This is a genomic window from Stutzerimonas stutzeri (genome assembly GCF_018138085.1).
GTDB classification, from domain to species: domain Bacteria; phylum Pseudomonadota; class Gammaproteobacteria; order Pseudomonadales; family Pseudomonadaceae; genus Stutzerimonas; species Stutzerimonas stutzeri_AI.
The window spans coordinates 4,850,410-4,873,861 of record NZ_CP073105.1 but is presented as its reverse complement, the minus strand read 5'-3'; the positions used below and the strand labels follow the sequence as shown (position 1 = coordinate 4,873,861).

21 protein-coding genes are annotated in these 23,452 nt (G+C 63.5%); 12 read left to right on the top strand and 9 right to left on the bottom strand.

Features of this window, described 5'->3' with window-relative positions:
* Window positions 1-115 precede the first annotated feature (115 nt).
* Together KCX70_RS22270 and KCX70_RS22265 are read left to right on the top strand one after the other, a co-directional pair.
* Window positions 116-2,590: a TonB-dependent siderophore receptor gene (locus KCX70_RS22270; protein ID WP_212618873.1), complete on the top strand. Its 2,475-nt coding sequence runs from the start codon at window positions 116-118 to the stop codon at window positions 2,588-2,590.
* Window positions 2,591-2,656: 66 nt separating this feature from the next.
* On the top strand, window positions 2,657-3,841 hold the full coding sequence (locus tag KCX70_RS22265; RefSeq protein WP_212618872.1) for a PepSY-associated TM helix domain-containing protein: 1,185 nt from the start codon (window positions 2,657-2,659) through the stop codon (window positions 3,839-3,841).
* A 113-nt stretch (window positions 3,842-3,954) separates the two neighbouring features.
* Here the strand turns inward: KCX70_RS22265 and KCX70_RS22260 are convergent, their stop codons facing one another.
* The 3 genes from KCX70_RS22260 to KCX70_RS22250 all read right to left on the bottom strand — a co-directional run bounded on the left by KCX70_RS22260 (window position 3,955) and on the right by KCX70_RS22250 (window position 7,509).
* On the bottom strand, window positions 3,955-4,356 hold the full coding sequence (locus tag KCX70_RS22260; RefSeq protein WP_212618871.1) for a DUF1850 domain-containing protein: 402 nt from the start codon (window positions 4,354-4,356) through the stop codon (window positions 3,955-3,957).
* Window positions 4,353-6,386: a TRAP transporter permease gene (locus KCX70_RS22255; RefSeq protein ID WP_212618870.1), complete on the bottom strand. Its 2,034-nt coding sequence runs from the start codon at window positions 6,384-6,386 to the stop codon at window positions 4,353-4,355. Before KCX70_RS22255 ends, KCX70_RS22260 begins: the two co-directional genes overlap by 4 nt.
* Before the next feature lie 169 nt (window positions 6,387-6,555).
* Window positions 6,556-7,509, bottom strand: a complete 954-nt coding sequence (locus KCX70_RS22250) for a TAXI family TRAP transporter solute-binding subunit (protein ID WP_212618869.1) — start codon at window positions 7,507-7,509, stop codon at window positions 6,556-6,558.
* A gap of 377 nt (window positions 7,510-7,886) precedes the next feature.
* Between KCX70_RS22250 and KCX70_RS22245 the strand changes: the two genes are divergently transcribed.
* From KCX70_RS22245 to KCX70_RS22235, 3 genes are all read left to right on the top strand, one after another.
* The gene (locus tag KCX70_RS22245; RefSeq protein ID WP_212618868.1) at window positions 7,887-8,315 is read left to right on the top strand and encodes a DNA methylase; all 429 of its coding nucleotides are present in this window, start codon (window positions 7,887-7,889) and stop codon (window positions 8,313-8,315) included.
* 99 nt (window positions 8,316-8,414) lie between these two features.
* Complete coding sequence (locus tag KCX70_RS22240) at window positions 8,415-8,657, top strand: hypothetical protein (RefSeq protein ID WP_021206911.1); 243 nt, start codon at window positions 8,415-8,417, stop codon at window positions 8,655-8,657.
* A gap of 212 nt (window positions 8,658-8,869) precedes the next feature.
* Window positions 8,870-9,307 (top strand): YqaA family protein, encoded by a 438-nt coding sequence (locus tag KCX70_RS22235; protein ID WP_212618867.1) that lies wholly within the window; start codon window positions 8,870-8,872, stop codon window positions 9,305-9,307.
* Between the two features lie 64 nt (window positions 9,308-9,371).
* Here the strand turns inward: KCX70_RS22235 and KCX70_RS22230 are convergent, their stop codons facing one another.
* The 6 genes from KCX70_RS22230 to KCX70_RS22205 all read right to left on the bottom strand — a co-directional run bounded on the left by KCX70_RS22230 (window position 9,372) and on the right by KCX70_RS22205 (window position 15,757).
* The gene (locus tag KCX70_RS22230) at window positions 9,372-10,202 is read right to left on the bottom strand and encodes a phosphatase PAP2 family protein (RefSeq protein WP_212618866.1); all 831 of its coding nucleotides are present in this window, start codon (window positions 10,200-10,202) and stop codon (window positions 9,372-9,374) included.
* Between the two features lie 278 nt (window positions 10,203-10,480).
* Window positions 10,481-10,711 carry a hypothetical protein gene (locus tag KCX70_RS22225; protein WP_212618865.1) on the bottom strand — a complete coding sequence of 77 codons (231 nt, stop codon included), beginning with the start codon at window positions 10,709-10,711 and terminating at the stop codon, window positions 10,481-10,483.
* Window positions 10,712-10,852: 141 nt separating this feature from the next.
* Window positions 10,853-12,016: a class C beta-lactamase gene (gene ampC, locus KCX70_RS22220; protein ID WP_212618864.1), complete on the bottom strand. Its 1,164-nt coding sequence runs from the start codon at window positions 12,014-12,016 to the stop codon at window positions 10,853-10,855.
* A gap of 108 nt (window positions 12,017-12,124) precedes the next feature.
* Window positions 12,125-12,826 carry a fumarylacetoacetate hydrolase family protein gene (locus tag KCX70_RS22215; RefSeq protein ID WP_249121685.1) on the bottom strand — a complete coding sequence of 234 codons (702 nt, stop codon included), beginning with the start codon at window positions 12,824-12,826 and terminating at the stop codon, window positions 12,125-12,127.
* Between the two features lie 60 nt (window positions 12,827-12,886).
* Window positions 12,887-14,596, bottom strand: coding sequence for an IlvD/Edd family dehydratase (locus KCX70_RS22210; RefSeq protein ID WP_336512535.1), 1,710 nt, complete (start codon window positions 14,594-14,596; stop codon window positions 12,887-12,889).
* A gap of 114 nt (window positions 14,597-14,710) precedes the next feature.
* A complete protein-coding gene (locus tag KCX70_RS22205; RefSeq protein WP_212618862.1) occupies window positions 14,711-15,757 on the bottom strand; it encodes a LacI family DNA-binding transcriptional regulator in 1,047 nt (348 codons plus the stop codon).
* 225 nt (window positions 15,758-15,982) lie between these two features.
* Between KCX70_RS22205 and KCX70_RS22200 the strand changes: the two genes are divergently transcribed.
* The 7 genes from KCX70_RS22200 to KCX70_RS22170 all read left to right on the top strand — a co-directional run bounded on the left by KCX70_RS22200 (window position 15,983) and on the right by KCX70_RS22170 (window position 23,434).
* Entirely contained in the window at window positions 15,983-17,134 is a 1,152-nt protein-coding gene (locus KCX70_RS22200) for a mandelate racemase/muconate lactonizing enzyme family protein (RefSeq protein ID WP_212618861.1), read from the top strand.
* A gap of 111 nt (window positions 17,135-17,245) precedes the next feature.
* Entirely contained in the window at window positions 17,246-18,223 is a 978-nt protein-coding gene (locus KCX70_RS22195) for a Bug family tripartite tricarboxylate transporter substrate binding protein (protein ID WP_212618860.1), read from the top strand.
* Between the two features lie 34 nt (window positions 18,224-18,257).
* Window positions 18,258-18,725: a tripartite tricarboxylate transporter TctB family protein gene (locus KCX70_RS22190; RefSeq protein WP_212618859.1), complete on the top strand. Its 468-nt coding sequence runs from the start codon at window positions 18,258-18,260 to the stop codon at window positions 18,723-18,725.
* A 33-nt stretch (window positions 18,726-18,758) separates the two neighbouring features.
* Window positions 18,759-20,267: a tripartite tricarboxylate transporter permease gene (locus KCX70_RS22185; protein WP_212618858.1), complete on the top strand. Its 1,509-nt coding sequence runs from the start codon at window positions 18,759-18,761 to the stop codon at window positions 20,265-20,267.
* A gap of 58 nt (window positions 20,268-20,325) precedes the next feature.
* Window positions 20,326-21,246 (top strand): dihydrodipicolinate synthase family protein, encoded by a 921-nt coding sequence (locus KCX70_RS22180; protein WP_212618857.1) that lies wholly within the window; start codon window positions 20,326-20,328, stop codon window positions 21,244-21,246.
* Window positions 21,247-21,258: 12 nt separating this feature from the next.
* Window positions 21,259-22,272 (top strand): 2-hydroxyacid dehydrogenase, encoded by a 1,014-nt coding sequence (locus KCX70_RS22175; RefSeq protein WP_212618856.1) that lies wholly within the window; start codon window positions 21,259-21,261, stop codon window positions 22,270-22,272.
* Window positions 22,262-23,434 carry an alpha-hydroxy acid oxidase gene (locus KCX70_RS22170; RefSeq protein ID WP_212618855.1) on the top strand — a complete coding sequence of 391 codons (1,173 nt, stop codon included), beginning with the start codon at window positions 22,262-22,264 and terminating at the stop codon, window positions 23,432-23,434. The genes KCX70_RS22175 and KCX70_RS22170 overlap by 11 nt, the downstream gene beginning before the upstream one ends.
* Window positions 23,435-23,452: the final 18 nt, after the last annotated feature.

Sequence of the window (23,452 nt, the reverse complement as noted above, 5' to 3'; positions counted from 1 at the left end):
CTTTCAGTGTTTCATTAACACGAATGCAAAAAATTCTTATCCGCAGTTCCCTTTTTGCCATGTCGCTGGGCATAACGGCAACGATCACGATTTTGCCTCGCAAAAAGGATGACTCATGCGCTCCATCGCTCTTCCGTTCCGCCGCCCCAGTACGCTCGCCCAAGCCGTTCGCGCCGCCATGCTCTGCCTGCCGCTGGCAGCCCTCGCCGCCTCGCCGGCAGCCTGGGCACAGTCCGCCAGCCAGCAGTCGGTGCGTGGCTACGATATCCCCGCCGGTCCGCTGTCCAGCGCGCTTAGCCGCTTCGCCGGCGAAGCCGGGGTGATGCTGTCGGTCGATGCGCGCCTGATCGAAGGGCGGCAATCGAGCGGTCTGCAAGGCCAATACGGCGTCGAGGAAGGCTTCGAAGCGCTGCTTCAAGGGAGCGGGCTGCAGGCGGTGCGCGACGAGCGCGGCACCTACTCGCTGGCGCCGCGCCAGGAGCAGGCCGGGACTGTCGAACTAAAGCCCATGGTGGTCGAAGGCTTTGCCTTGGGTAACGCCCTGGGCGAGATGGAAGGCTACAACGCCACCCATAGCAGCGTGGCGACTAAAACGAGCATGCCGCTGGTACGTACTTCGCAGAGTGTTTCGGTGGTGACGCGGGAGCAGATCGACAAACAGGGCTCGATGACTGTCGCAGAAGCGGTGCGCTACACCCCGGGTGTGCTCAGTAATCCCTACGGCAATACGCGGCGCTACGATTATCTGGCAATGCGTGGGATCAATGACGGGTCGGTGGACAACATCATCATTGACGGCCTGAAATCCATGGGCGACCCGGGCTCGTACAGCAGCTTGCAGATCGATCCTTATTTCATTGAGCGCATCGACGTACTCAAGGGACCATCGTCTGTCCTTTATGGCCGCAGCAACCCTGGAGGTCTGGCGTCGCTGACCACCAAGCGGCCGCAATTCACCGAGGCCGCGCGCATCGATCTCTCCTACGGCAGCAATGACTATAAGAGCCTAGGGTTTGATGTGACCGGGCCGCTAAATGAGAACATCGCTTACCGCGTGCTCGGCGTATCCGAGGATGCCGACAGCCAGGTCGATCATGTCGAGGAGACTCGCTACGCGCTGATGCCAAGCCTGGCGATCTACCTCAACGATGACACCAGCCTCAACCTCTATGCCTATTTGCAGCACGATCCCAACGGCGGCTATCACGGCAGTCTGCCGGCTTCCGGAACGCTGGAGAAGCGCAACGGAGAACGACTTTCCGGCAGCTTTTTCGAGGGCGATCCGGATATCGAAGAGTTCAAGCGTACCCAGAAGATGGTCGGCTACGAGTTCCAGCACCGCTTCAATGATGTATGGAGCGCGAGACAGAACTTCCGCTATCTGGATGCAGAAGTCGAAAACAGCCAGGTTTGGCAGAGCGGCTACTATGGTCCGACCAGCAATCTTCTGTACCGTGGCTTCAGCGGAGGCGAGGAAAGTCTCCACGCATGGATCGTCGACAACATGTTGCAAGCGGATTTCAGCACCGGTTCGGTGCTGCACACGGTCGTGGTCGGACTGGATTACCAGTCCACCAAGAACAAGACGCTCGACGAATACGATTACAGCACTGTCAGCCCGCTGGACATCGCCAACCCCATCTATACAAGTAACGACTTGGCCGGCCCAGCCACCAGCAGTAACGCGCTTCGCCGACAGAAGCAGGCAGGCCTCTATGTGCAGGATCTGATCGAACTGGACAACTGGAACTTCTCCTTCGGCCTGCGGCAGGACTGGTACGACGTCTCGATCGACGATGCCATCAAAGGCAAGGATGCGAATCAGGGCGAGAAGCTCAGCGGTCACGCCGGCGTGCTCTATGCGTTCGACAACGGCGTATCGCCTTACCTTAGCTATTCCACTTCGTTCAATCCGACCTCCAACTATTCCAGTGGCGCCCAGATACTCAAGCCGACCACCGGCAAGCAATGGGAAGCAGGTGTGAAGTTTCAGCCAGTCGGTCGTAATGATCTGTACACCCTGTCGTTTTTCACCATCGAGATGGAGAATCTCTTCGCCAAGGAAAACAGCCTGGTAACTGACAACTTTTATAAAGGCGTCGGCGGGATGAAATCGCGAGGTGTCGAACTCGAAGCTCGGGTGAGCGTAACGGAGCGTCTGCGCTTGCTGGGAAGTGTCACGCTGAACGATGTCGAATACAGCAAGCACTATTTTACCTTCGACACGTCCGGTGCCGTGGTGAATGCCAAGGGCAATACGCCGTATCAGACCCCCGAGCGAATGGCCAGTCTTTGGGCCGACTATAACTTCGCCGAAGGTCTTCTCTCCGGGTTGAACATAGGGGGCGGCGCGAGGTATGTCGGCTATAGTTGGGGTAACGATGCGCATGACTTCAAAGTGCCGTCCTACACTCTGTTCGATGCCTCTATTGGCTATGACCTGCGCAGATTGGGGTTGCTCGGCACCTCGGTTCGGCTCAATGCCAACAACCTGACCGATGAGTACTACGTTGCCTCCTGCTACAGCGCGTCCTCGTGCTATCTGGGTGCTGAGCGCAATGTCGTGGCGACCATCACTCATCAGTTCTGATCGAAGAACTAGCCGCTGGCTCAAAAGGCCGGCGGCTTTTTGCTATCTGAAAGACGGAAACCGACGATGCGCCCGATTCTCGTTCTTCTGCACCGCTATATCGGCCTGGCCACGGCGCTGTTCCTGTTTCTCGCCGGCATCACCGGGAGCGTTCTGGCCTTTCACCATGAGCTGGACGAGTGGCTGAACCCCGAGTTCTATCGCACCGAAAGCCGCGGTCCTGTGCTGGCCCCGGGCATCCTGGTCGATCGTGTCGAGGCGGCCAATCCGCGGATGCAGGTCTGGTACATGGAGTTCCCGGACGAGCCGGGGCACGCCGCGTTGATGGCAATGGTGCCACGCAATGACCCGGCGACCGGCAAGCCGTATGAAGAGCGGCCGGTGGTGCACTATCTCGACGCCGTGACCGGCGAGCCGGTCGGGACGCGCTACTGGGGCGAGTGCTGTTTCTCGCGGCAGAATCTGGTGCCGTTCCTGCTCGAGTTTCATTACAACCTGTCGCTGCCGGGAAACTGGGGGCTCTGGTTGATGGGCATCGTGGCCATCTTCTGGACCCTCGACTGCTTCGTCTCGTTGCTGCTGACCTTTCCTCGCGGGCGGCCGTTCTTCGGCAAGTGGTGGACGGCCTGGAAGATCAAGCGCCAGCGCCTCAACCATGACGTGCATCGTGCCGGCGGCCTTTGGCTGTGGTTGCTGCTCACGCCGGTGGCGGTCAGCAGCATCGCGATGAACCTGCCCGAACAGGTGTTCAAACCAGTGGTGTCGCTATTCTCGCCGGTGGAGCCGAGCGTCTACGCGGCGCGCGGCAAGTTGCCCAAGGACGAGCTGGGCGTGACCCGGTACGACTTCCATCGGGCCTATGACTTCGCCATGCAGCACGCGGCCGACCTGGGCCTGAGCGAGCCGATCGGCGAGCTGTATTACAGCTTCGAGTACAACTTCTACGGTGCCGGCTTCGGTGATCACGACAGTGACCAGGGCAACGCTTGGCTGTTCTTTCATGGCAGTGACGGCAGTCGATTGCTGGGGCAGGAAATACCGGGGCAGGGCACGCTGGGTGAGCAGTTCTACATGTTGCAGCCGGCGATCCATGGCGGACGAATTCTCGGCTTGCCCGGACGCATCCTGATCGCCGTCCTCGGCCTGGCGATCGCTGTGCTTTCGGCAACCGGTGTGGTGATCTGGTGGCGCAAGCTGCGCGCCAGGCGCATCGCGGCCAGCAAGCGCAACGAGGCGTTGCAAGCGATCTGATTGACGGCTATGACGTTGAGTCACGTAGGGTGGATCACGCTTCACCGATCCACCGACGGCCATCGCAGCCCCGGCGCGGCTCAAGCCACGCGACTGGGCTGTGACGAGGTCGATTAGGAGGAGCTGTCCGCTTGCACGGCGCAACTCCAGAGTTCCAGCGCGGGCCGGTCCGCTTTTGGCGGGCCGAGCCATTCGCTCATCGCGTGGCAACGCTGGTCGAAACACAGTTGGAAATCCCCTGCTTCGGGGGTTCGCCCCAAGCGCAGCGGTTGTAACGGCGGGAGCTGGCGCTGGTAGTGCCAGGTGCCGTCACGCAGTTCGGCGCCATCGGGGATTTCCATCCCGGCACCAGAACCCTTGACCCGCGCCTCACCGAGCAGCAGCCCGTCCGGCGTGACGCGGTAATCTTCTTCCCAGCGGATCTTCTCGATCGTGTGGGTCCAGGCCAGGGTGAAGTGGGCTGTGGGCACCTGTGCCCACACCACCCCGGCCAAACCCAGGCAGAGACCGATCATGCCAGTGCCGGCCCGGCGCGGCGGGCTCGCACGATGTGCTGGGCCAGCAGCAAGGCACCGATACCGAACCCGATCTCGTCGGTGACCGGCAGCGCCATGATCAATGTCACACCCGCGGCGAACCCAAGCACACGTTCCCACCAAGCCAACGGCCGCTGTAGATAGCCGATCGAGGCGATACCCCACAGGCCGATGGCGAACGCTGCTTTGAACAGCATATAGGCGGTCATCCACAGGCTGTCGCCCTGCAGCATCAGCGCCGGGTTGTAGACCGCCATGAACGGCACCACGAACCCGGCGATGGCGATCCGCACGGCCCACATGCTGATTTTCAGCCCGGTCTCCTTGGCAATCGGCGCGGCGGCGAAGCAGGCCAGCGCCACGGGCGGGGTGAGATCGGCAAGGATGCCGAAGTAGAAGACGAACATATGCGAGACGATCAGCGGCACCCCGAGATCGAGTAGCGCAGGCGCGGCGATCGAGCTGGTGATGATGTAGTTGGGGATCGTCGGGATGCCCATGCCCAGGACCAGGCAGGTCAGCATTGTCAGGATCAGCGAGAGGAACAGGTTGTCCTGGCCAACCGCCAGGATGTAACCAGCAAAGGTCGAGGCCACACCCGTCAGTGAAACCACGCCGATGATCACGCCAACCAGGGCACAGGCGATGCCCACCGGGACCGCATGGCGGGCGCCTTCGACCAGTGCATGCAGGCACACCAGCAGGGTCTCGCGGCCGCCCTTGATGAGCCAGCAGATTGCCACCAGTGCTGCGATGACACCGAAGATCACCCCGATGCCCAGCTGGAAGAATGCGGCGCAAAGTAGCCCCAGGGCGATCCAGAAGGCGATGCGCAAGCCGAACGATGAGACCTTCAGGATGATCGCCGAGCCAAGGATCACGATGGCGGTCAGCGACAGGCCGATGATGCCGGCGAACATGGGCGTGCGGCCGGAGAACAGCAGCCAGACCAGCACCAGCAGCGGAATCAGCAGATACCAGCGTTCTTTCACGGCGGCCATGGCGCTCGGGCATTGATCCTTCGGAAGGCCCTTGAGGTCGGCGCGCTTGGCTTCCAGGTGAACCATCCAGAACGTCGAGCCGAAATACAGCAGTGCCGGAATCAACGCGGCCTTGGCCACCTCGACGAAGGGCACGTTGATCGTCTCGGCCATGATGAAGGCTACGGCGCCCATTACGGGTGGCATCATCTGGCTGCCCATGCTCGCCGTCGCCTCGACGCCGCCGGCAAACGCGGCGCGGTAACCAAAGCGCTTCATCAGCGGGATGGTGAACTGGCCGGTGGTCACCACGTTGGCCACACCCGAGCCGGTGATGGTGCCCATCAGGGCCGACGACACCACCGACACCTTCGCCGGGCCGCCGAGCTTGTGGCCGAACAGGCCCATGGCGAAATCGGTGAACAGCTTGATCATGCCGGCCTGTTCAAGGAAGGCACCGAACAGGATGAACAGGAAGATATAGGTGGCGGACACGTAGGTTGGGGTGCCGTACAGGCCTTCGGTGCCGAACGCCAGCTGATTGACCAACTGGTCGAAGCCATAGCCGCGGTGCGCGAGGTCACCCGGCAGGTACTGGCCGAGCAGGCCATAGGCGAGGAACATCGCGCAGATGATAGGCAGTGCGATGCCCATCACCCGGCGCGCGGCCTCGAACACGAGGACGATGAGCACCACCCCGACGATGAAGTCGGCCGTGGTCAGGTCACCGGAGCGCTGGATCAGGTCGCCTTCGAAATACCACTGGTAGAACGCCGTGCCCATGCCGGCCAGCGCCAGCACCCAGGCCATGGGTTGCCAGGGGCGGCCCTTGCCATGGAGGGGGAAGCTCAGGAACACGATCATCAGCAAGAAACCGACGTGCCCCGCCCGCAGGACCTGACTCGATACCGGATGAAACGCCGCCATGATGATCTGGTAGATGGAAAACATCAGGGCGACATAGAACAGCGCCTTGGGCCACCCGGCAGGGCTGCCGCCCAGGCCTTGTTCTTGTTGTAATTCGCTCATGAAGTGCCTCGAGCTGATAAAGCGTGGTCGCGTAGAGCTGCTAACAAAACCTGCCGTGAACACACGCTGGTTTTACTAGCATCTCTGCAAATTGTTCGGGGGATCCGGTGGCGCGTACGGGATGCACTCGCCACCGGGGTCGGAGCGGCCGCTGCCGCTCCGGACGCACTCAGAGTGCGCCGACTTCCTTGTAGTAGCGCTCGGCGCCCGGATGCAGCGGGATCGGCAGCGCCTTGGTAGCGTTTTCCAGCTTGATGTCCTTGGCCGCGGAGTGAGCCTTGCTCAACTGATCGAGGTTTTCGAACAGCAGCTTGGTCATCTGATACGCCACGTCGTCCGAGACGCCCTCGTGGGTCACGAGGATGTTGGTGATCGCCACGGTCGGTACGTCAGCATCCTGGCCGTCATAGGTGCCGGCCGGGATGGTTGCCGCCTGGTAGGCGTCGTTGCCGATCTTGGTGACGACATCCTGCGGAATTTCCACGTAGTTCAACGCCATGGTCGAAGACAGGTCGCGGATCGCCGCCATGCCCAGGCCGGCCGACTGCAGGGTTGCGTCGAGCTGACGGTTCTTGATCAGTTCGACGGATTCGGCGAACGGCAGGTACTCGACCTTGCCCATGTCTTCATAGCTCAGGCCGGCGGCCTTGAGGATGGCGCGGGCGTTCAGTTCGGTACCGGATTTCGGTGCGCCTACGGAAAGCGATTTGCCCTTGAGGTCGGCCAGCGTCTTGATGCCGGACTCCTTGCTGGCAACGATCTGGATGTAGTTCGGGTAGGCGCCACCGATGGCGCGCAGTTTCTTCAGCGGAGCCTTGAAGCCTGCGTCTTCGACGCCGTTCCAGCCGTCAGCGACCGAGTCGCCGAGCGCCAGGCCCAGCTCGCCACGGCCGGCTTGCAGCAGGTTGAGGTTTTCCACCGAGGCCTTGGTCGCCTGTACGGAGGTTTTCGAGCCCTCGATGCCTTTGCTGTACAGCTGCGAAATGGCCACGCCGATCGGGTAGTACACGCCGCTGGTGCCGCCGGTCAGGATATTGATGAAGGTCGGCGCGGCAACCGCTGCGGTGCTGGCGGTGAAGGCCGCGGCAGCAGCGAGCAGGCCGAGTTGCTTGGTCAATTTCATGGTGTTTCTCCGTTTCGTTGTTATTGGTTTCGCAGAACTGACGATAGACGATCAACCGCAGCCATTGTGGGGCGACGGACAAGACGGGGCGAGACACACACGGTTGGCCTTGGCAGAAAAGGCAGAGGTGCGCTGTGCGGCTGTTCTTGTCGTTGATCGCATCGGGCCTGTTGGTACCAGCACGAACCATGCCAGTAGCGATGATGGCTCTGGCGCGTGCCTTGCGTCGTCATTTGGCTTCCGGGTGCGCGGAAAACTGCCGATGCCGGCGCGGTGATAGGCGGAAATCCGCTTATCGTCACTTGGCGAAGCGAAGAAACCTGCCGGGCGCGCCGGCGTCGCAGTAAGGACGCGGTGCAACAGAAAACGGGGGCGGCATGGCCAGTGAGATCAGCGGCAAGGACCTGGGAATCGATATCGAGAAGGGCGAGGGCGAGCTGTTCAAGTGGTTCATCGCCAGCTTCCTGTTCGGCAAGCGCATCCAGCGGGACATCGCCGCCGAAGCCTATCGGGTGATCGTCGACGAACATGGACGCGACACGCCGGGCAAACTAGGCCATTGCAGCAGGCGGGAGCTGGTGCGCATGCTCGGTGAGGGTCATTACACGCGCTATGACGAGTCGACTGCCGAACGCCTGCTCAAGCTGTGCGCCAAGCTCAACAGTGAATACGGCGGCAAGCTGGGCAACCTTCGCGAACAGAGCAAGGACCGCAGGGACCTGGAGAAGCGGCTGGCCGAGTTCGAAGGGGTCGGGCCGAAAACGGTGGAAATCTTCATGCGGGAGGCCGGGAAGGTCTGGCGCTGAACCGGCGCTGCATGCCGTACGGGGTTACCGCGATCAGTTGCGCTTGCGTCGCCCGGCGATCCGGTTACAGTGGCGCCAGCGCCCCTTCGAATGCCTGCCATGCGTGTCTTGCTTGCCCTGTCCGTCCTGTTTCTGTCTGCGCTGGCCGCAGCCGGTCCCGCGCCCTATTACCAGTGGCAGAGCAAAGCCGATGGCACCGTCATCTGCCGACAGACCCCTCCCGGACATGGCTGGGAGCTGCTCAATGGCCAACCGTTTCGCGACCTCAACTGCACTCAGCCGGCCGCTCACGTGGAACGCCCTGGCGCAGTGCCTGGTTTTCGCCCGCAACCGGGCCGTTGAGTCGGATTTGGCCGCCAGCGCGAGGCCCCGTGACCGGCTTCAAGCCGGCCTCATGATACGTGGCACTGGGTTGGTCTACAGGGCAGATAGCAACGGTGTGGTTTTGAGAACCTCGCGGTCGAGACCGCTCCCACAAAACGCGGGCTCGACGTCGTCGTTGCCGGTACAAGACCAGCCCGCCATCGATGCTGCGTGGGAGCGGTTGACGGCGAATGACTGATCTGACCGCCTACTTCGGCCTGTTCACTGCCGCGTTCGCCGCCGCCACGCTGATACCGGCGCAATCGGAAGCCGTGCTGGTCGGTTTGCTGGTCAAGGGCAGTGCCTCGCCGGGCATGCTGTTGGCAGTGGCCACGCTTGGCAATGTGCTGGGCTCGCTGCTCAACTGGCTGCTCGGTCGGATGGTCGAACGGCTGGGCCACAAGCGCTGGTTTCCGGTCAGCGAACAGCAGCTGGAGCGGGCACAGCAGCGCTACCACCGCTATGGTCGCTGGTCGTTGTTGCTGAGTTGGGTGCCGATCATCGGCGATCCACTGACGGTGGTCGCTGGCACCCTGCGCGAACCGCTGTGGAGCTTCCTGCTACTGGTGACCCTGGCCAAGGGCGGCCGCTACCTGCTGCTCGCCGGCGTCACCCTCGGTTGGCTGTAAACCGAAGCGGCTGCAGGGAGGGTGCCCCTATCGCCGCGGCTGGCAGGTGCATGCCGAGCGTCTCTCAAAAGGGGATGCGGGTCTGCAGCGCATAGCCGTCGAGGGCGGGCACCATGCTGAGCTGGTATGTGGGCGGCTCATCACGCTCGAGCAGCAGAGTGAAGGCGAACGAGGAGACGAAATTGCCCAGCGCGATGCCGGCCAGCACGTCGGTCGGGTAGTGCTGATCGGCCTCTACCCGGGCCAGCCCGGTCAGCCCATCGAGGGCGTGCAGACCGATCTTGGCGGCATCGCGCAGGGTCGGGTTCATGTCGATGTAATCCAGGTTGCGCCGCGTCATCGCGGTTTCGGCAGCGCTCGTCGCGCTGTGGCGTGACGGCATGGCGTCGTCCTCCACCCCATCGGGGCGTTCACGCCCGGAGATTTTCTTGAGTCGCCCGGTCAGCTCATCGACGCTGGTCTTGCCGGCAACGAAGGTGGCGATGTTCGCCGCCTTCCAGTCCAGCGCGTCGGTAAAGGCCGTATCGTCGGGCGCGGCAAACACGACGCTGGTGGCATAGAGCACGGTGCTGGCCTTGAGCAGTTGGTTGCTGGCGTCTTCGCCGTCGTCGCCGAACAGGTACTGGTGCTTGCTTAGCGAGCGCTGCCACGGGTGGTCCCAGCCACCAGCCGCGATGACGACGGCACCCGCGAGCGGCATCCAGGTACCGCTGTCGCGCGCCGCACGACCAGCCGAGTCGGCCCAGTGATCCCAAGAGAGGAGGCTCTCGCCCAAGGGCGCTGCCGAGCAGATACCGCTGATGGAGAGCAACACGCCGGCCAGCAGCAGACGTGCGCCTGGTTGCGAGCAGACGGGATTCCGAGCGAAACGTAGCGGTGAACGGAGGTTGGACATGGCGCGAGCGCTATTAGAGGAATCGGGCCCGCAGCCTAAAGCCCGCGCGATCAAGGAACCGTCAAGGCCGTGTGAAGAAAGCGTCAAGCGCCGACAAATCCGTCCTCACCTAGGCGACGGTCAGCATCGTGTTGAATAGCGCGGCGTCTCGGTTCGCGCACGCCCTACAAGCTGCCGGGCATTTGGCCGCGCTCGGTAGCGCAGACGTGCACATCGCATGAGGCGCTGCATGAGTTCGTGCAAAGTGCAACGGAACCTTTTATTCGTCTAAATATAACTTATTGATAATAAAGGATAAATTCTTTTTTGGAGGTGGCACGCTCGATGCTGTAGTTGCTACCGCCGGTACGGCGGAACACAACAATCAAACTCAGCGGCTGGGCGGATGCGCCAGCCAGGACGTGGAAGAGAATGGATAACAGGCTGAACGGTGAAACGCAGATATGGGCCGATGGATATTCCTTCATGGAGGTCACGGAAACGCTGCTGATGGCGTTGGGAATTCGCACCGAAGATCAGCCGCCGGGTCTTCGTTCAGTACGGGCTGAGTCGATTTCCACGATGGATGACGAGCTCCTTCGCACAGAGGCCGATCGGTAGCGCCTGCGTTGCAGTGCGGTGGGCTTCGCCTTTGCCCACCCAAGCTGCCACTACTTTTCCAGCCCGCTCAGAATGCGGTGCGCAAGCCTGACCCGTGCCTCGTTCGGGTAGTACCGGTTGGCCAGGATGACGATGCCCAGCTGCTTGGCCGGAATGAAGGCCACATAGGCACCGAATCCGTTGGTCGAGCCGGTCTTGTTGATCCAGGCATCGGCCTGCGGCGGCAGCGGCGGGGCGATCGCCTCCACCGGCTGGCTTTCGAGCACCATCTGGCTGCTGTTGCCGGTCAGTAGATCGTCCAGCGCGACCGGATAGTCGTACTGCTCCCACACCAACGCCTGAGTCATGGCTCCGACCCGGTAATAGCCGGTTCGGGTCGCCGCCATGGCCTGTCTGACCGAACTGTCCGTTTCGACAATACCGAGCTGCGCTTCGACGAAATGCAGCAGATCCCGGCTGGTGCTTTTCACGCCGTAGGCTTCGTTGGCCAGCAACGCGGGGTTCAGCCTGACCGGGTCGCCGTCTTTGTTGTAGCCCTGGGCATAGCGCGCCCTTTCGCTGGGCGGAATGTCGATATAGGTGCTGTTCATCCCAAGCTTCGGAAGCAGTTGGGTCTGCAAGGCCTCGACATAGGAAAGCCCCAGGCTGCGGGCCGCAACCATACCCAACAGACCCATGCCGGGATTGGCGTAGACGCGCCGTGTGCCTGCTGCGTAGTGCGGCTGCCAGGCTCTGAAGTAATCCCTCAGTTGTTGTTCGTTGCGAATCTCGTCGGGCAGCTGCAGCGGGAAATCGCCGGCGGTATGGGTGGCCAGGTCGATCAGTTTGATTTTATCGAGCTGGCTATCTTGCAGGGCGGGCAGGTAGCGGCTGGGGCTGTCGGTCAGCGCGAGCCTGCCCTGGGTTTGGGCATAGGCCGCCAGGGTGGCGGTCAGGGTCTTGCTGACCGAGCCGATCTCGAACAGCGTGTCGCGGGTCACGGGCTGCTGCGTCGCCTTCGAGGCCACACCGAAGTTGTAGAAGCGCTGCTCGCCCTGTGTCGTGATCGCTATCGCCAGACCGGGAATCGCGTGTTGCACCATCACGCCCTGGGCGGCGTCGGTTACCGTCGTGTCGATGTCGGCAACATCCGCGTCGGCCACGGCCAGGCGGCTGAGCGCCGCCAGCAACGCAACGACGAACAGCCGTGCCCGACACATTCTGGATACGCGCATTACGGGGCCTCGATCACGGCTGAAGGGTCCGAAACCTACCATCCAGCAGCCGTTTGCAGAAGCCCTGCCCAAGGTCGTCGGTGTCGTTGTATCGACGCGCCGGGGCGTTCAGCCCACCGTGATGTCCAGCGTACCGATGCCTTCAACGCCGCCGCTCAAGCGATCGCCGCGCTGCACCGGGCCGACGCCGGCGGGGGTGCCGGTCATGATCAGGTCGCCGGGCTCGAGGACGAACAGCCGCGACAGATAGGCGACCACCTCCGGTACGCTCCAGATCAGCGAGGCGAGGTCGCCTTCCTGGCGGGTTTCGCCATTGATTTCGAGCCAGATGCGGCCCTCGCTCGGATGGCCGATGGTTGCTGCCGGCACCAGTGCCGAGCAAGGCGCGGCATGGTCGAAGCCCTTCGCCACGGCCCAGGGCCGGCCCATTTTCTTGGCTTCGGCCTGCAGGTCGCGGCGGGTCATGTCCAGTCCCACGGCGTAGCCATAGACATGCTCGAGCGCTTGCTCGACCGCAATATCGGCACCACCGCGACCGATGGCCACCACCATCTCGATCTCGTGGTGCACGCTCTCGGTGCCCGGCGGGTAGGGGAACACGCTGCCATCGGGGAGCAGGCTGTCCGGGTGCTTGGTGAAGAAGAAGGGTGGCTCACGATCAGGGTCGTGGCCCATCTCGCGGGCATGTTCGGCGTAGTTGCGGCCGACGCAGTAGACGCGCCGCACCGGGTAGCGCTGGCTGCTGCCGGCAATCGCGAGACTGGGAATGGCGGGGGTAAAGAGGTAGTCGTTCGGATCAGTCAAATTCACTGCTTAGACTCCAGGTCATTGTGGTTTTCGCGTCGCCGGTGCGAGGCGACGCTTGTGAATTCATTTACGCAGCGGCACGCTGCCGGCTTCGTCCAGGCTGCGCAGAAAGTCGAAGTCGCAGCCGTTGTCGGCCTGGGTCACGGTGTCGAGGAACAGCTTGCGATAGCCGCGCTCGTCGCCTTCACGCGGTTCCGGTCGTTCGAGCGCATCGCGTCGGCGTGCCAGCTCCTCGTCGCTGACCAGCAGATCCAGGGCGCGCTCAGCCACGCTCAGGCGCAGGCGATCGCCGCTTTCGATCAGCGCCAGCGGTCCGCCGACCGCCGCTTCGGGCGTGACGTGCAGGATGATGGTGCCGCCCGCCGTGCCGCTCATGCGGCCATCGGAGATGCGCACCATGTCCTTCACGCCGGCACGCGCCAGCTTGCGCGGAATCGGGATGTAGCCGGCTTCGGGCATACCGGGCGCGCCTTTCGGGCCGATGTTCTTCAGCACCAGGATGTCGTCGGCGTTGACGTCCAGGTCCGGGTCGTCGATGCGCTGGGCCAGATCTTCCAGGCCATCGAACACCACCACGCGACCTTCATGCTCCATCAGCTCGGCGCTGGCGGCCGACTGCTTGATGATCGCCCCGTCCGGTGCCAGGTTGCCGCGCAGAAAGGCGATGCCGCCTTGCGGGTAGATCGGGTTGTCCAGCGGGCGCACCACCTCCTGTGGGAAGGCGGCGATGGCGTCGAGCTCTTCGCCCAGGGTGCGTCCGGTAACCGTCAGCGCATCGAGGTGCAGGAAGGGCCGCAATTCGCGCAGCACAGGGGCCAGCCCGCCGGCTTTGTGCAGGTCTTCCATGTAATGCGTGCCGGACGGTTTGAGATTGACCAGCACCGGAATCTTGCGGCCGAGCGCGTCGACCTGGTCCATGTCGATGCGGATGCCGCAGCGACCGGCAATCGCGGACAGGTGCACGATGGCGTTGGTCGAACCGCCGATGGCCAGCAGCACCATCAGCGCGTTCTCGAAGGCCTGCTCGGTGAGAATCCTGTCTGGCGTCATCCGCGACTGAATCATCGCCACGGCCTGGGTGCCGGTGCGCTCGGCGATGCGGATGCGATCGGCCGTCACCGCCGGTGGCGTGGCGCCGCCGGGCAGCATCATCCCCAGCGCTTCGGTGACGCAGGCCATGGTGCTGGCGGTGCCCATCACCGAGCAGGTGCCGACGCTGGCCACCAGCTGGTCATTGACCTCGGTGATTTCCTGCTGATCGATCTCATCGCCACGGTACATGCCCCAGAAGCGTCGGCAGTCGGTACAGGCACCCACGCGCACGCCGCGGTGCGAACCGGTCAGCATCGAGCCGCTGACCAGTTGAATGGCCGGCACGCCGGCGCTGGCGGCACCCATCAACTGGGCCGGGACGGTCTTGTCGCAGCCGCCGATCAGCACCACCGCGTCGATCGGCAGGGCGCGGATCATTTCCTCGGTGTCCATCGACATGAGGTTGCGCAGGAACATGCTGTTGGGGTGGGCGAAGCTCTCGTGAATCGAAATCGTCGGGAAGTCCACCGGCAGCCCGCCGGCCAGCATCACCCCGCGCTTGACCGCCTCGATCAGCTGCGGCGCGTTGCCATGGCAAGGGTTGAAGCCGCTGCCTGTGTTGGTGATACCGACGATCGGCCGCGACAGGGCATCGTCGGAATAGCCGGCGCCTTTGATGAAGGCCTTGCGCAGGAACAGCGAAAATTCCGCATCGCCATAGTTGGTCAGGCCTTTGCGCATGCCTTGCGCTGCGCCTTCGATGGAGTTGCCGTTATTTTTGTTCATGGGCGTTCCTCTCGGTGGTTGGATCGACGCCGCAGCAATCGGCTCCAGGATAGGGGGGGGGCGCTGGACTCAACCGGCGCCGGACGGTGCCGGCCCGGAGCTGCCGCGCACCACCAGTTCGGTGGCTGTCTCGATCAGACCGGCCGGCCGCTTGCCGGCCAGGGCCTCGAGCAGATAGGTGCCGGCGTTGTGGCCGATCTGTGTCAGGTCTACGCGAATCGTGGTCAGCGGTGGGGACATGTATTTGGCGTAATCGAAGTCGTTGAAGCCGACGACCGAGACCTCCTCGGGTACCCGTACGCCCAGGTTCTTCGCCGCCAGCAGGGCGCCGAACGCCAGCAGGTCGTTGGCGCAGATCACTGCGGTGGGTCTAGCCGGCCCGCGCAGCAGGCGCTGCATGGCGACGATGGCGCCTTCCAGGGTCAGGTCGGTTTCCATGTGCCATTGCTCGGGAATCGCCAGACCGTCCTCGGCGAGGCGCGCACGGGTCCCTACGATCCGGTCGCCGACCCGGTCGTTGAACCCCGGTTCGCCGACGATCATCGCGAATTCACGGTGCCCGAGTGACAACAGATGCTCGACCATCTGCCGCGCGACGGCGATGTTGTCGAAGCCGACGCTGGGGCGGTTGTGGTCCTGCGCCCAGGCCTGCACGCAGGGGATACGCTTGCGCTCGATCAGCTCCCACATCTTCGGATCGTGGGTACGACCGACCACCATCAAGGCGTCGACACCATGCTCGAGCATGGTTTGAACTTCCTTGAGCTCGACGTGCGAGTCGAAGCCGAAACTGGCGACCAGCAGGGTGTAGCCGGCCTCGTGTACGCGCTGCTGGAAACCGGCAAGGGTGCGGGAAAAGGTCTCGGTCGCCAGCGTTGGCACCACCGCGCCGATGGTCATGCTGCGACGCGACGCCAGGGTTCGCGCGGCGGCATTGAGGACGTAGCCGAGCTCATCGCAGGCGCGCTGCACGGCTTGGCGCTTGTCATCGCTGACCGTAGCGCTGCCGTTGATCACCCGGGAAACCGTGGCCGTCGACACGTTCGCCAGACGAGCGACGTCCTGCAGGCTGGCGCGTGTCTGCAACGGGGGGAAAGGGGGGGCCGAGTCAGCCATTTCAGAGTCCTTGTGCCTACGCTGAACAAATTGGTGTTTGACATTAGGAAAAACCGAAACTAGGTTTTTGTAAACGCTTACATCGCATTTTTATTCAAATGTAAGCGATTACACAGTGGCTTACTTCCTCTAAAACTCCCACTGCAACAGCTTGTAGTGGTGGCACCAGAGATGAAATGAAAGCGCTTACATTTCAACGCAGCGAGAGATTCGGGACGAACAACAATGGCAAAAATCAGCTCCATCTCCGTTTGTGCGGCTCGCGTGCCGCTGGATAAGGTCACCTCATTCTCCAACCGCACGGTGCACGCTCGCGACTACGGTCTGGTCAAGGTGACCGGCGCCAACGGCGTCAGCGGTATCGGTTTCTGCTACGTCGGCAGTGCCGGCGGTGAGCTGTTGCCGATCGCCGTGGAGAAGCTGCTGGCGCCCGTGCTGCTGGGCCGCGACTCGCTGGACGTCGAGGCGCTGTGGCGCGAGATGTACCAGGAAGCGCTGTTGCAGGGCCGCGCCGGTGTGGTCATGCGTGCCCTCAGCATTCTCGACACCGCGCTTTGGGACCTCAATGCACGCAGCGCCGGCTTGCCACTGCACCGTTATCTCGGTGCGGCCAGTGCTGACCGAGTGCCGGCCTACGCCAGCGGTGGCTACTACCTCGATGGCAAGACCCCCACGCTGCTCGGCGAGGAGATGGCGCACTACGTGTCGCTGGGCTTCAAGGCCGTGAAGATGAAAACCGGCCGTCTCTCGCCCAAGGAAGAAGAGGCGCGGGTGGCGGCAGCACGCGAAGCCATCGGCCCGGACATCGAACTGATGCTCGACGTCAACAACGGCTGGAGCGATGTCACCCAGGCGCTGCAGTACGTGCGCCGCTTCGAGCGCTACGCACCGAGCTTCGTCGAGGAGCCCTTCCTGGTCGACGACATCGACAGCCATGCGCGGCTGGCACGAGCCACACCGATTCCGATCGCCACCGGCGAGGTGGAGGTTGGGCGCTGGCGCCACAAGGAGCTGCTCGACAAGGGCGGCGCCGCCATCCTGCAGACCGATGCGGTGGTCTGCGGCGGCATCACCGAGTGGCGCCGCATCGCGGCGATGGCGGCCGGGTACGGCGTGCCCATGTACCCGCACTGGTTCCACGACGTGCATGCACCGCTGGTGGCCGCCACGCCGAATGCGCGTTACGTGGAGTTCTTCTGGGATGACCAGGTCCTCAACTTCCGCCGGCTGATCGACCGCCAGCTGGAGCAGGAAGACGGCTACATCAAGCTGCACCAGACCCCGGGGCTCGGCTTCGACTTCGACGAGCAGGCCGTTGCGCGCTATGCGATCGCAGCCGGCGGCCAACCCTGGATGACCCTCGAAAACAACCGATGAGCGTTGCATGACCCGCTGTAGGGGCGGCGGCGCGCGGTTGCCGCTCCTGACCACGTCTGGGCTTGCCTGGCCAGACACGATAAATCCAACAAGAAACGTGGAGTGAGCGACATGAAGATCAACAAGCAACTGTCCGCAGCCGTCTTGACCGCCGTCACGGCGTTTTCCGTTCCTTTTGCGGCCCAGGCGGACTACGTCGCCGGCGACGAGGTCACCGTGCTGCAGGGCTTCAAGCCGGGCGGCGGCAGCGACGTGCTGGCGCAGCTGGTACAGCCCTACCTGACCAAGAAACTCGGTGCCAATTTCGTCAACGAGTACATCCCGGGTGCCACCGGCGCGATCGCCTGGACGCGTCTGGCACGGCAGTCGAAGAAGGACGGCACGGTGATCAGCATCACCAACACGCCGATGCTGATGACCAACTACATCATGAACGACGCCATCACCTACAACATCAAGGACCTGACGCCGATCGCCAACGTGGTGACCGACTCGGGCATTGCGGTGGTCGCCAAGGACAGTCCCTACAACACCATCGAAGACCTGTTCGCGGCGGCCAAGGAAAAGCCCGGCCGTATCACCGTCGGCAACTCCGGCGTGGGCGGCGACGACTTCTTCACCACGCTGGTGATCGAGAAGGCCACCGGTCTGTCCTTCAAGAAGGTCCCGTTCCAGGGTGATGGCCCCTCGGCCACCGCGGCCATGGGCAACAAGATCGACGTCAGCTTCAACAACGTCGGCAACGTCTACAGCCAGATCAAGAGCGGCAACCTGAAGGCGCTGGCGGTGTTCGCGGACAAGCGTTTCGACAGCCTGCCCGATGTGCCGACCCTGAAAGAGAAGGGCATCAACGTGGTCGCCGGCTCCTCGCGCGGCTACAGCGCACCGGCCGGGATTCCGGATGAAGCGCGCCAGCAGCTGATCGCCGCCTTCGAAGCGCTGAAAACCGACGAGGCATTCCTGGCTGATGCCAAAAAGCGTGCGTTGCACATCGACATCGTCACCGGCGACGACTACGGCCAGATGTTCGAGGACATGGAGCAGGAATTCCAGGGCATCTGGAGCGAAGTCGGTGGCAAGCAACAGTGAAGCCATCGGCCGAACGCGACGAGGGGAGGCGCCCATGAACATGAACAGGCTGGTACTCGGACTCTTTGGCATGGCCCTGGCGATGGTGTTTTTCAGCAACGCGCAGGGCTATCCAGAAGCCGCAGCGCAGATGCCGCTGATCTATTCGGTCACGGTGGGGCTGTTCTCGCTGGCCATGGTGTGTTCGGAATTGCTGCGCTGGCGCGCGGCCCGGCAACGCGAGGTCGCGCCAGCGGTTGCCAGCGAAGCACCCGCCGGCCCGCCACGTTACGCGGTGACGGCCTTCGTTTTCGTGCTGGCAATTGCCTACGTCGCGGCCATCACCACGCTCGGCTATGTGCTGGCCACCGTGCTGTTCATGGCGTTGGCGCTGGTGCTGATCCGCACCGTCTCCGTGCGCTTCGCCGTGATCGGCACGGTAGTGCTGGTGGCAGTGGTATGCCTGGTGTTCGTGCAGTTTCTGGGGCTTCCCATACCGCTGTTGCCATCGGCGATCGCCTGATCGCTCCCTTCCATTTTCGACGAGGCTTTTTCCGTGGAAAGTTCGATCGTCATGACGGGGTTGGTCAACGTGCTGACCCTGACCAACTTCGCCGCGATTTTTGGCGGCATCCTGCTGGGGCTGTTTGTCGGCGCCATGCCGGGGCTCTCCGCCACCATGGCGTTGGCTCTGCTGTTGCCGCTGACCTTCAGCATGGACACCGCGACCGGCTTGAGCATGCTCGCCTCGCTCTATGTCGGCGCCTCCTACGGCGGTTCCATTGCCGCGATCCTGTTGCGCACGCCGGGCACCCCGTCCGCCGCCGCGACGGTGCTCGACGGCTACCCGATGTCGCAGCAGGGCCAGGCGGGCAAGGCGCTGGGGATTTCCCTGTTCGCCTCCTTCATCGGCGGCACCCTCAGCGGTATCGCGTTGTTGCTGGCGGCGCCGCTGCTCGGCAGCATCGTGGTCGAGTTCGGCCCCATCGAGCTGTTCGCCATCGCCGTGCTCGGCATCACCATCATCGGCTCGCTGGCGCAGGGATCGGTGATCAACGGGCTGTTTTCCGGTGCGGTCGGGTTGCTGGTGAGTACCGTGGGGATGGACCTGATGACCGGCACGCCGCGCATGGCCTTCGGCAACATCAATCTGTTCTCCGGTATCAGCTTCACCGTGGCACTGATCGGCTTGTTCTCGATACCGCAGGCGCTGTCGCTGATCGAGAACTCACACGGCGCCGCCAAGGTCGCCAGCCGCATTACCGACCGGTTGATCCCGAAGTTCGCCGAACTGAAAGCGTTGATGCCGAATATCCTGCGCTCGAGCGGCATCGGTGTGATCGTGGGGCTGATTCCGGGCACCGGCGGCGATACCGCCAGCTGGTTCGCCTACAACGAGGCCAAGCGCTTCGCCAAGGACACCAGTCGTTTCGGCAATGGCGATCCGGCCGGGGTCGCGGCACCGGAGGCGGCGAACAATGCGGTGGTCGGCGGTGCGCTGATTCCCACCATCGCCTTGGGCATTCCCGGCAGCTCGGCCACCGCAATCCTGCTCGGGGCGCTGATGGTGCAGGGCATCCTGCCCGGGCCGAACCTACTGACCGACTATGGCGATGTCACCTACACGCTGATCTGGGCGGTGATCTTCGCCAACATCGGTCTGCTTGGCGTGGGCCTGATGTTCACCAAAGCCAGCGTGGCGGTCACCCGCATTCCGGACGGCTTCGTCGCCTGCGCGATCATCGCGCTGTGCATCATCGGTGCCTATGCGCTCAACAACAGCCTGTTCGAGGTGGGGCTGATGCTCGGCTTCGGCCTGTTCGGCTACTGGTTGGCCAAGGCCGGCGTCTCACCGGCGCCGATGGTCATCGGCCTGATCCTCGGTCCGGTGATGGAAAACGCCTTCCATCAGTCGATGCTGATCGGCAACGACGATTACCGCATCTTCCTGACCAGCCCTATCGCCGTGGTGCTGCTGTCCATCGCGTTGCTCTCGATATTGCAGGCGACGCCGGTATTCCGCTGGCTGCTCGCACCCTTGCGTCGTCGTACACGCCTCGCCTGAGGTCATGGCTGGCAGCTCGTCGTGGGCTGCCTGATCAACACAATAAGAGGAGAGCATCATGGGTCAGGACAAGGGGCGCGTCTGGGCGCCGGTCATCACGCCGTTCGGCGCGGATCATTCGCCGGACACCAAGCGTTTCATTGCGCACTGCCGCTGGCTGCTGGAGCAGGACGTGAGCCTGGCCGTATTCGGCACCAACTCCGAAGCCAATTCACTGGGCGCTGGAGAAAAGATCCGCCTGCTCGATGCGCTCATCGATGCAGGCGTGCCGGCCGCTCGGCTGATGCCCGGCACCGGCAGTTGCGCACTGCCGGACACCGTGGCGCAAACCCGTCACGCGACTGCCCTGGGTGTTGAAGGGGTGCTGATGTTACCGCCGTTCTATTACAAGGGCGTGTCCGACGAGGGCCTGTTCCGCTATTTCAGCGAGGTGATCGAGCAGGTCGGCGATGACAGTCTGCGCGTCTACCTCTACCACATCCCGCCGGTTTCCCAGGTGCCGCTGTCGCTGGCCTTGATCGAGCGGCTGCGCAAGGCCTACCCGAACAATGTGGTCGGCCTGAAGGACAGCTCCGGCGATTGGGCCAACACCCGGGCCGTGATCGAGCGATTCGGCGCGGACGGCTTTCAGGTCTATGCCGGCAGCGAGTCCTTTCTGCTGCAGACCCTGCGCGCGGGTGGCGCAGGCTGCATCAGCGCCACGGCCAACGTCAATCCGGGCCCTATCGCCCGGCTCGCCAGGAGCTGGCAGGCCGCCGATGCCGATGAGCAGCAGGCCGCACTGGTACGCACCCGTAAAATCTTCGAGCGCTTCCCGCTGATCGCGGCGCTCAAGGCGGCGACCGCTCGGTTCAGCGACGACGAGCAATGGGCGCGGCTGCGGGCGCCGTTGGTCGAGCTCGATGGGCACCAGTGCGCCGAACTGCTCGTGCTGCTTGGCGACGCCGGCTTCGACATGCCCGGACTCAAACACAGCTGACTGGAGTGACCGATGCACAAGAAACGAATCGTCGCCCTGCGGCGGCTTAAGGAATCGCACCTGCAGCGCTTGCGCGAAGCCTTCGAGGTCGACTATTTCGAAGCGCCGGAGCTGCAACCCGAGGCCGTCGCCACCGCGCTGCGCCAGGCGCACGGGCTGATCGGCGGCAAATTGCAGGTCAGCTCGGCGTTGCTCGACGAGGCGCCGCAGCTGGAAGTCATCGCCACCATCTCGGTGGGCTACGACAACCTGCCGGTGGCCGAGCTGAGCCGCCGCGGCATTCTGCTGACCAACACCCCGGACGTGCTCACCGAAACCACTGCCGACACCGGCTTCATGCTGATCATGGCCAGTGCCCGGCGTCTGGTCGAACTGGCGAACATGGTGCGCGAGGGGCGTTGGTCGCAGCATGTCGGCGAGCCGCATTTCGGCAGCAACGTGCACGGCAAGACCCTCGGTCTGGTCGGGCTCGGGCGCATCGGCCGAGCCATCGCCCGCCGCGCGCGGGGTTTCGACATGCGGGTGCTGTACAGCAACGCTTCGCCCAAGCCTGAACTGGAAGCCGAGTGGGGTCTGCAGCGGCGCAGCTTCGAGCAACTGCTGGCCGAATCGGATTTCGTCTGCCTGACAGTGCCGCTGACCGAACAGACCGAGCACCTGCTCGGCTACGAACAATGCCGAGCAATGAAGCGCTCGGCGTTCCTGATCAACATCGCCCGCGGCCGGGTGGTCGACGAGGCCGGGCTGATCCGCGCACTCGACGAGGGCCTGATCGCCGGGGCGGGGCTCGACGTGTTCGAACAGGAGCCGCTGCAGGAGTCTCCGCTGCTGCGCATGGACAACGTGGTGACCTTGCCGCACATCGGCTCGGCCACCCATGAAACCCGCGAAGCGATGGCCAATCGCGCGGTGGAAAACATCTGCCAGGCCTTGCGCGGCGAACGCCCGCGGGACCTGGTCAATCCCGAGGCCCGCCCGAACGGGTTTTCAGCAGCACAGCAGGAACAGTCGTTAGATGCCCAGTAACCCCTCGCGACGCCTGGCGTCGATCCTCAACCTGCATGACCTCGATCGCGCGGCGAAGCGCCATCTGCCACGGCCGATCTACGGCTACATCGCCAATGTCGCCGAGGACGGGCACACCGCCCGGGCCAATCGCAGCGCCTTCGACGCTTATTCGTTCCTGCCGCGGGCGCTGGTGGACGTGTCCAATATTTCGCTCGAAACCGAATTGCTGGGTCAGCGCTACGCCTTGCCGATCGGCATCGCGCCGATGGGCATCAGCGCGCTCTCGGCCTACCGCGGCGACCTGGTGCAGGCGCAGGCGGCGGCCAAGACCGGTATCCCGATGATCCTCAGCGGCAGCTCGCTGATCCGCATGGAGGAGGTGCTTGATAACGGCGAGACGGATTGGTTTCAGGCCTACCTGCCTGGTGATGAATCCGGTATCGAGGCGCTGATCGAGCGCGTGCGCAACGCCGGCTTCGACAAACTGGTGATCACCGTCGACTACCCGGTGCCGCCCAACAGCGACAACAACACCCGCTCGGGCTTCAGTTCACCGCTGCGGCCCAGCCTGCGTCTGGCCTACGACGGGCTGGTGCGGCCGCGCTGGCTGTTCGGCACCTTCCTGCGCACGCTGGTCAATCACGGCATGCCGCACTTCGAGAATAACTACGCCACGCGCGGGGTCGCGATCCTGTCCGGCAACGTCAAGCGCGACTTTTCGGGTCGCAGCCACCTCAACTGGCGCTATCTCGAACTGGTCCGGCGGCTGTGGCCGGGCAAGCTGGTGGTCAAGGGCATTCTCCATCCGGACGACGCGCGCCGATCCCGAGACGCAGGCGCGGATGGACTCATTGTTTCCAACCACGGCGGGCGGCAGCTCGACGGCACGCTCTCGGCGCTGGAAGCTTTGCCCGGTGTCGTCGAAGCTGTCAGCGAGCTGCCGGTGATGGTCGACAGCGGCTTCCGGCGCGGCACGGATGTACTCAAGGCCTTGGCGCTGGGCGCGCGCATGGTGTTCATCGGCAGGCCGTTCAACTACGCGGCGGCCTATGCCGGCGAGGCGGGGGTGACGCATGCGATCGACTTGATGGCGAGCGAACTGCAACGTGACATGGCGCTGCTGGGGCTGACCCGGATCGAGGATGTCACCAGGGATTGTCTGGTTCATAACAAAAAATAGAGCGCAAGCCGGTAGCGG

What these genes read in the sequence shown, in the direction of transcription:
- KCX70_RS22270 (WP_212618873.1), top strand. Translation starts at nt 116, where the DNA reads ATGCGCTCCATCGCTCTTCCGTTCCGCCGCCCCAGTACGCTCGCCCAA.
- KCX70_RS22265 (WP_212618872.1), top strand. Translation starts at nt 2,657, where the DNA reads ATGCGCCCGATTCTCGTTCTTCTGCACCGCTATATCGGCCTGGCCACG.
- KCX70_RS22260 (WP_212618871.1), bottom strand. Translation starts at nt 4,356, where the DNA reads ATGATCGGTCTCTGCCTGGGTTTGGCCGGGGTGGTGTGGGCACAGGTG.
- KCX70_RS22255 (WP_212618870.1), bottom strand. Translation starts at nt 6,386, where the DNA reads ATGAGCGAATTACAACAAGAACAAGGCCTGGGCGGCAGCCCTGCCGGG.
- KCX70_RS22250 (WP_212618869.1), bottom strand. Translation starts at nt 7,509, where the DNA reads ATGAAATTGACCAAGCAACTCGGCCTGCTCGCTGCTGCCGCGGCCTTC.
- KCX70_RS22245 (WP_212618868.1), top strand. Translation starts at nt 7,887, where the DNA reads ATGGCCAGTGAGATCAGCGGCAAGGACCTGGGAATCGATATCGAGAAG.
- KCX70_RS22240 (WP_021206911.1), top strand. Translation starts at nt 8,415, where the DNA reads ATGCGTGTCTTGCTTGCCCTGTCCGTCCTGTTTCTGTCTGCGCTGGCC.
- KCX70_RS22235 (WP_212618867.1), top strand. Translation starts at nt 8,870, where the DNA reads ATGACTGATCTGACCGCCTACTTCGGCCTGTTCACTGCCGCGTTCGCC.
- KCX70_RS22230 (WP_212618866.1), bottom strand. Translation starts at nt 10,202, where the DNA reads ATGTCCAACCTCCGTTCACCGCTACGTTTCGCTCGGAATCCCGTCTGC.
- ampC (WP_212618864.1), bottom strand. Translation starts at nt 12,016, where the DNA reads ATGCGCGTATCCAGAATGTGTCGGGCACGGCTGTTCGTCGTTGCGTTG.
- KCX70_RS22210 (WP_336512535.1), bottom strand. Translation starts at nt 14,596, where the DNA reads ATGCGCAAAGGCCTGACCAACTATGGCGATGCGGAATTTTCGCTGTTC.
- KCX70_RS22205 (WP_212618862.1), bottom strand. Translation starts at nt 15,757, where the DNA reads ATGGCTGACTCGGCCCCCCCTTTCCCCCCGTTGCAGACACGCGCCAGC.
- KCX70_RS22200 (WP_212618861.1), top strand. Translation starts at nt 15,983, where the DNA reads ATGGCAAAAATCAGCTCCATCTCCGTTTGTGCGGCTCGCGTGCCGCTG.
- KCX70_RS22195 (WP_212618860.1), top strand. Translation starts at nt 17,246, where the DNA reads ATGAAGATCAACAAGCAACTGTCCGCAGCCGTCTTGACCGCCGTCACG.
- KCX70_RS22190 (WP_212618859.1), top strand. Translation starts at nt 18,258, where the DNA reads ATGAACATGAACAGGCTGGTACTCGGACTCTTTGGCATGGCCCTGGCG.
- KCX70_RS22180 (WP_212618857.1), top strand. Translation starts at nt 20,326, where the DNA reads ATGGGTCAGGACAAGGGGCGCGTCTGGGCGCCGGTCATCACGCCGTTC.
- KCX70_RS22175 (WP_212618856.1), top strand. Translation starts at nt 21,259, where the DNA reads ATGCACAAGAAACGAATCGTCGCCCTGCGGCGGCTTAAGGAATCGCAC.
- KCX70_RS22170 (WP_212618855.1), top strand. Translation starts at nt 22,262, where the DNA reads ATGCCCAGTAACCCCTCGCGACGCCTGGCGTCGATCCTCAACCTGCAT.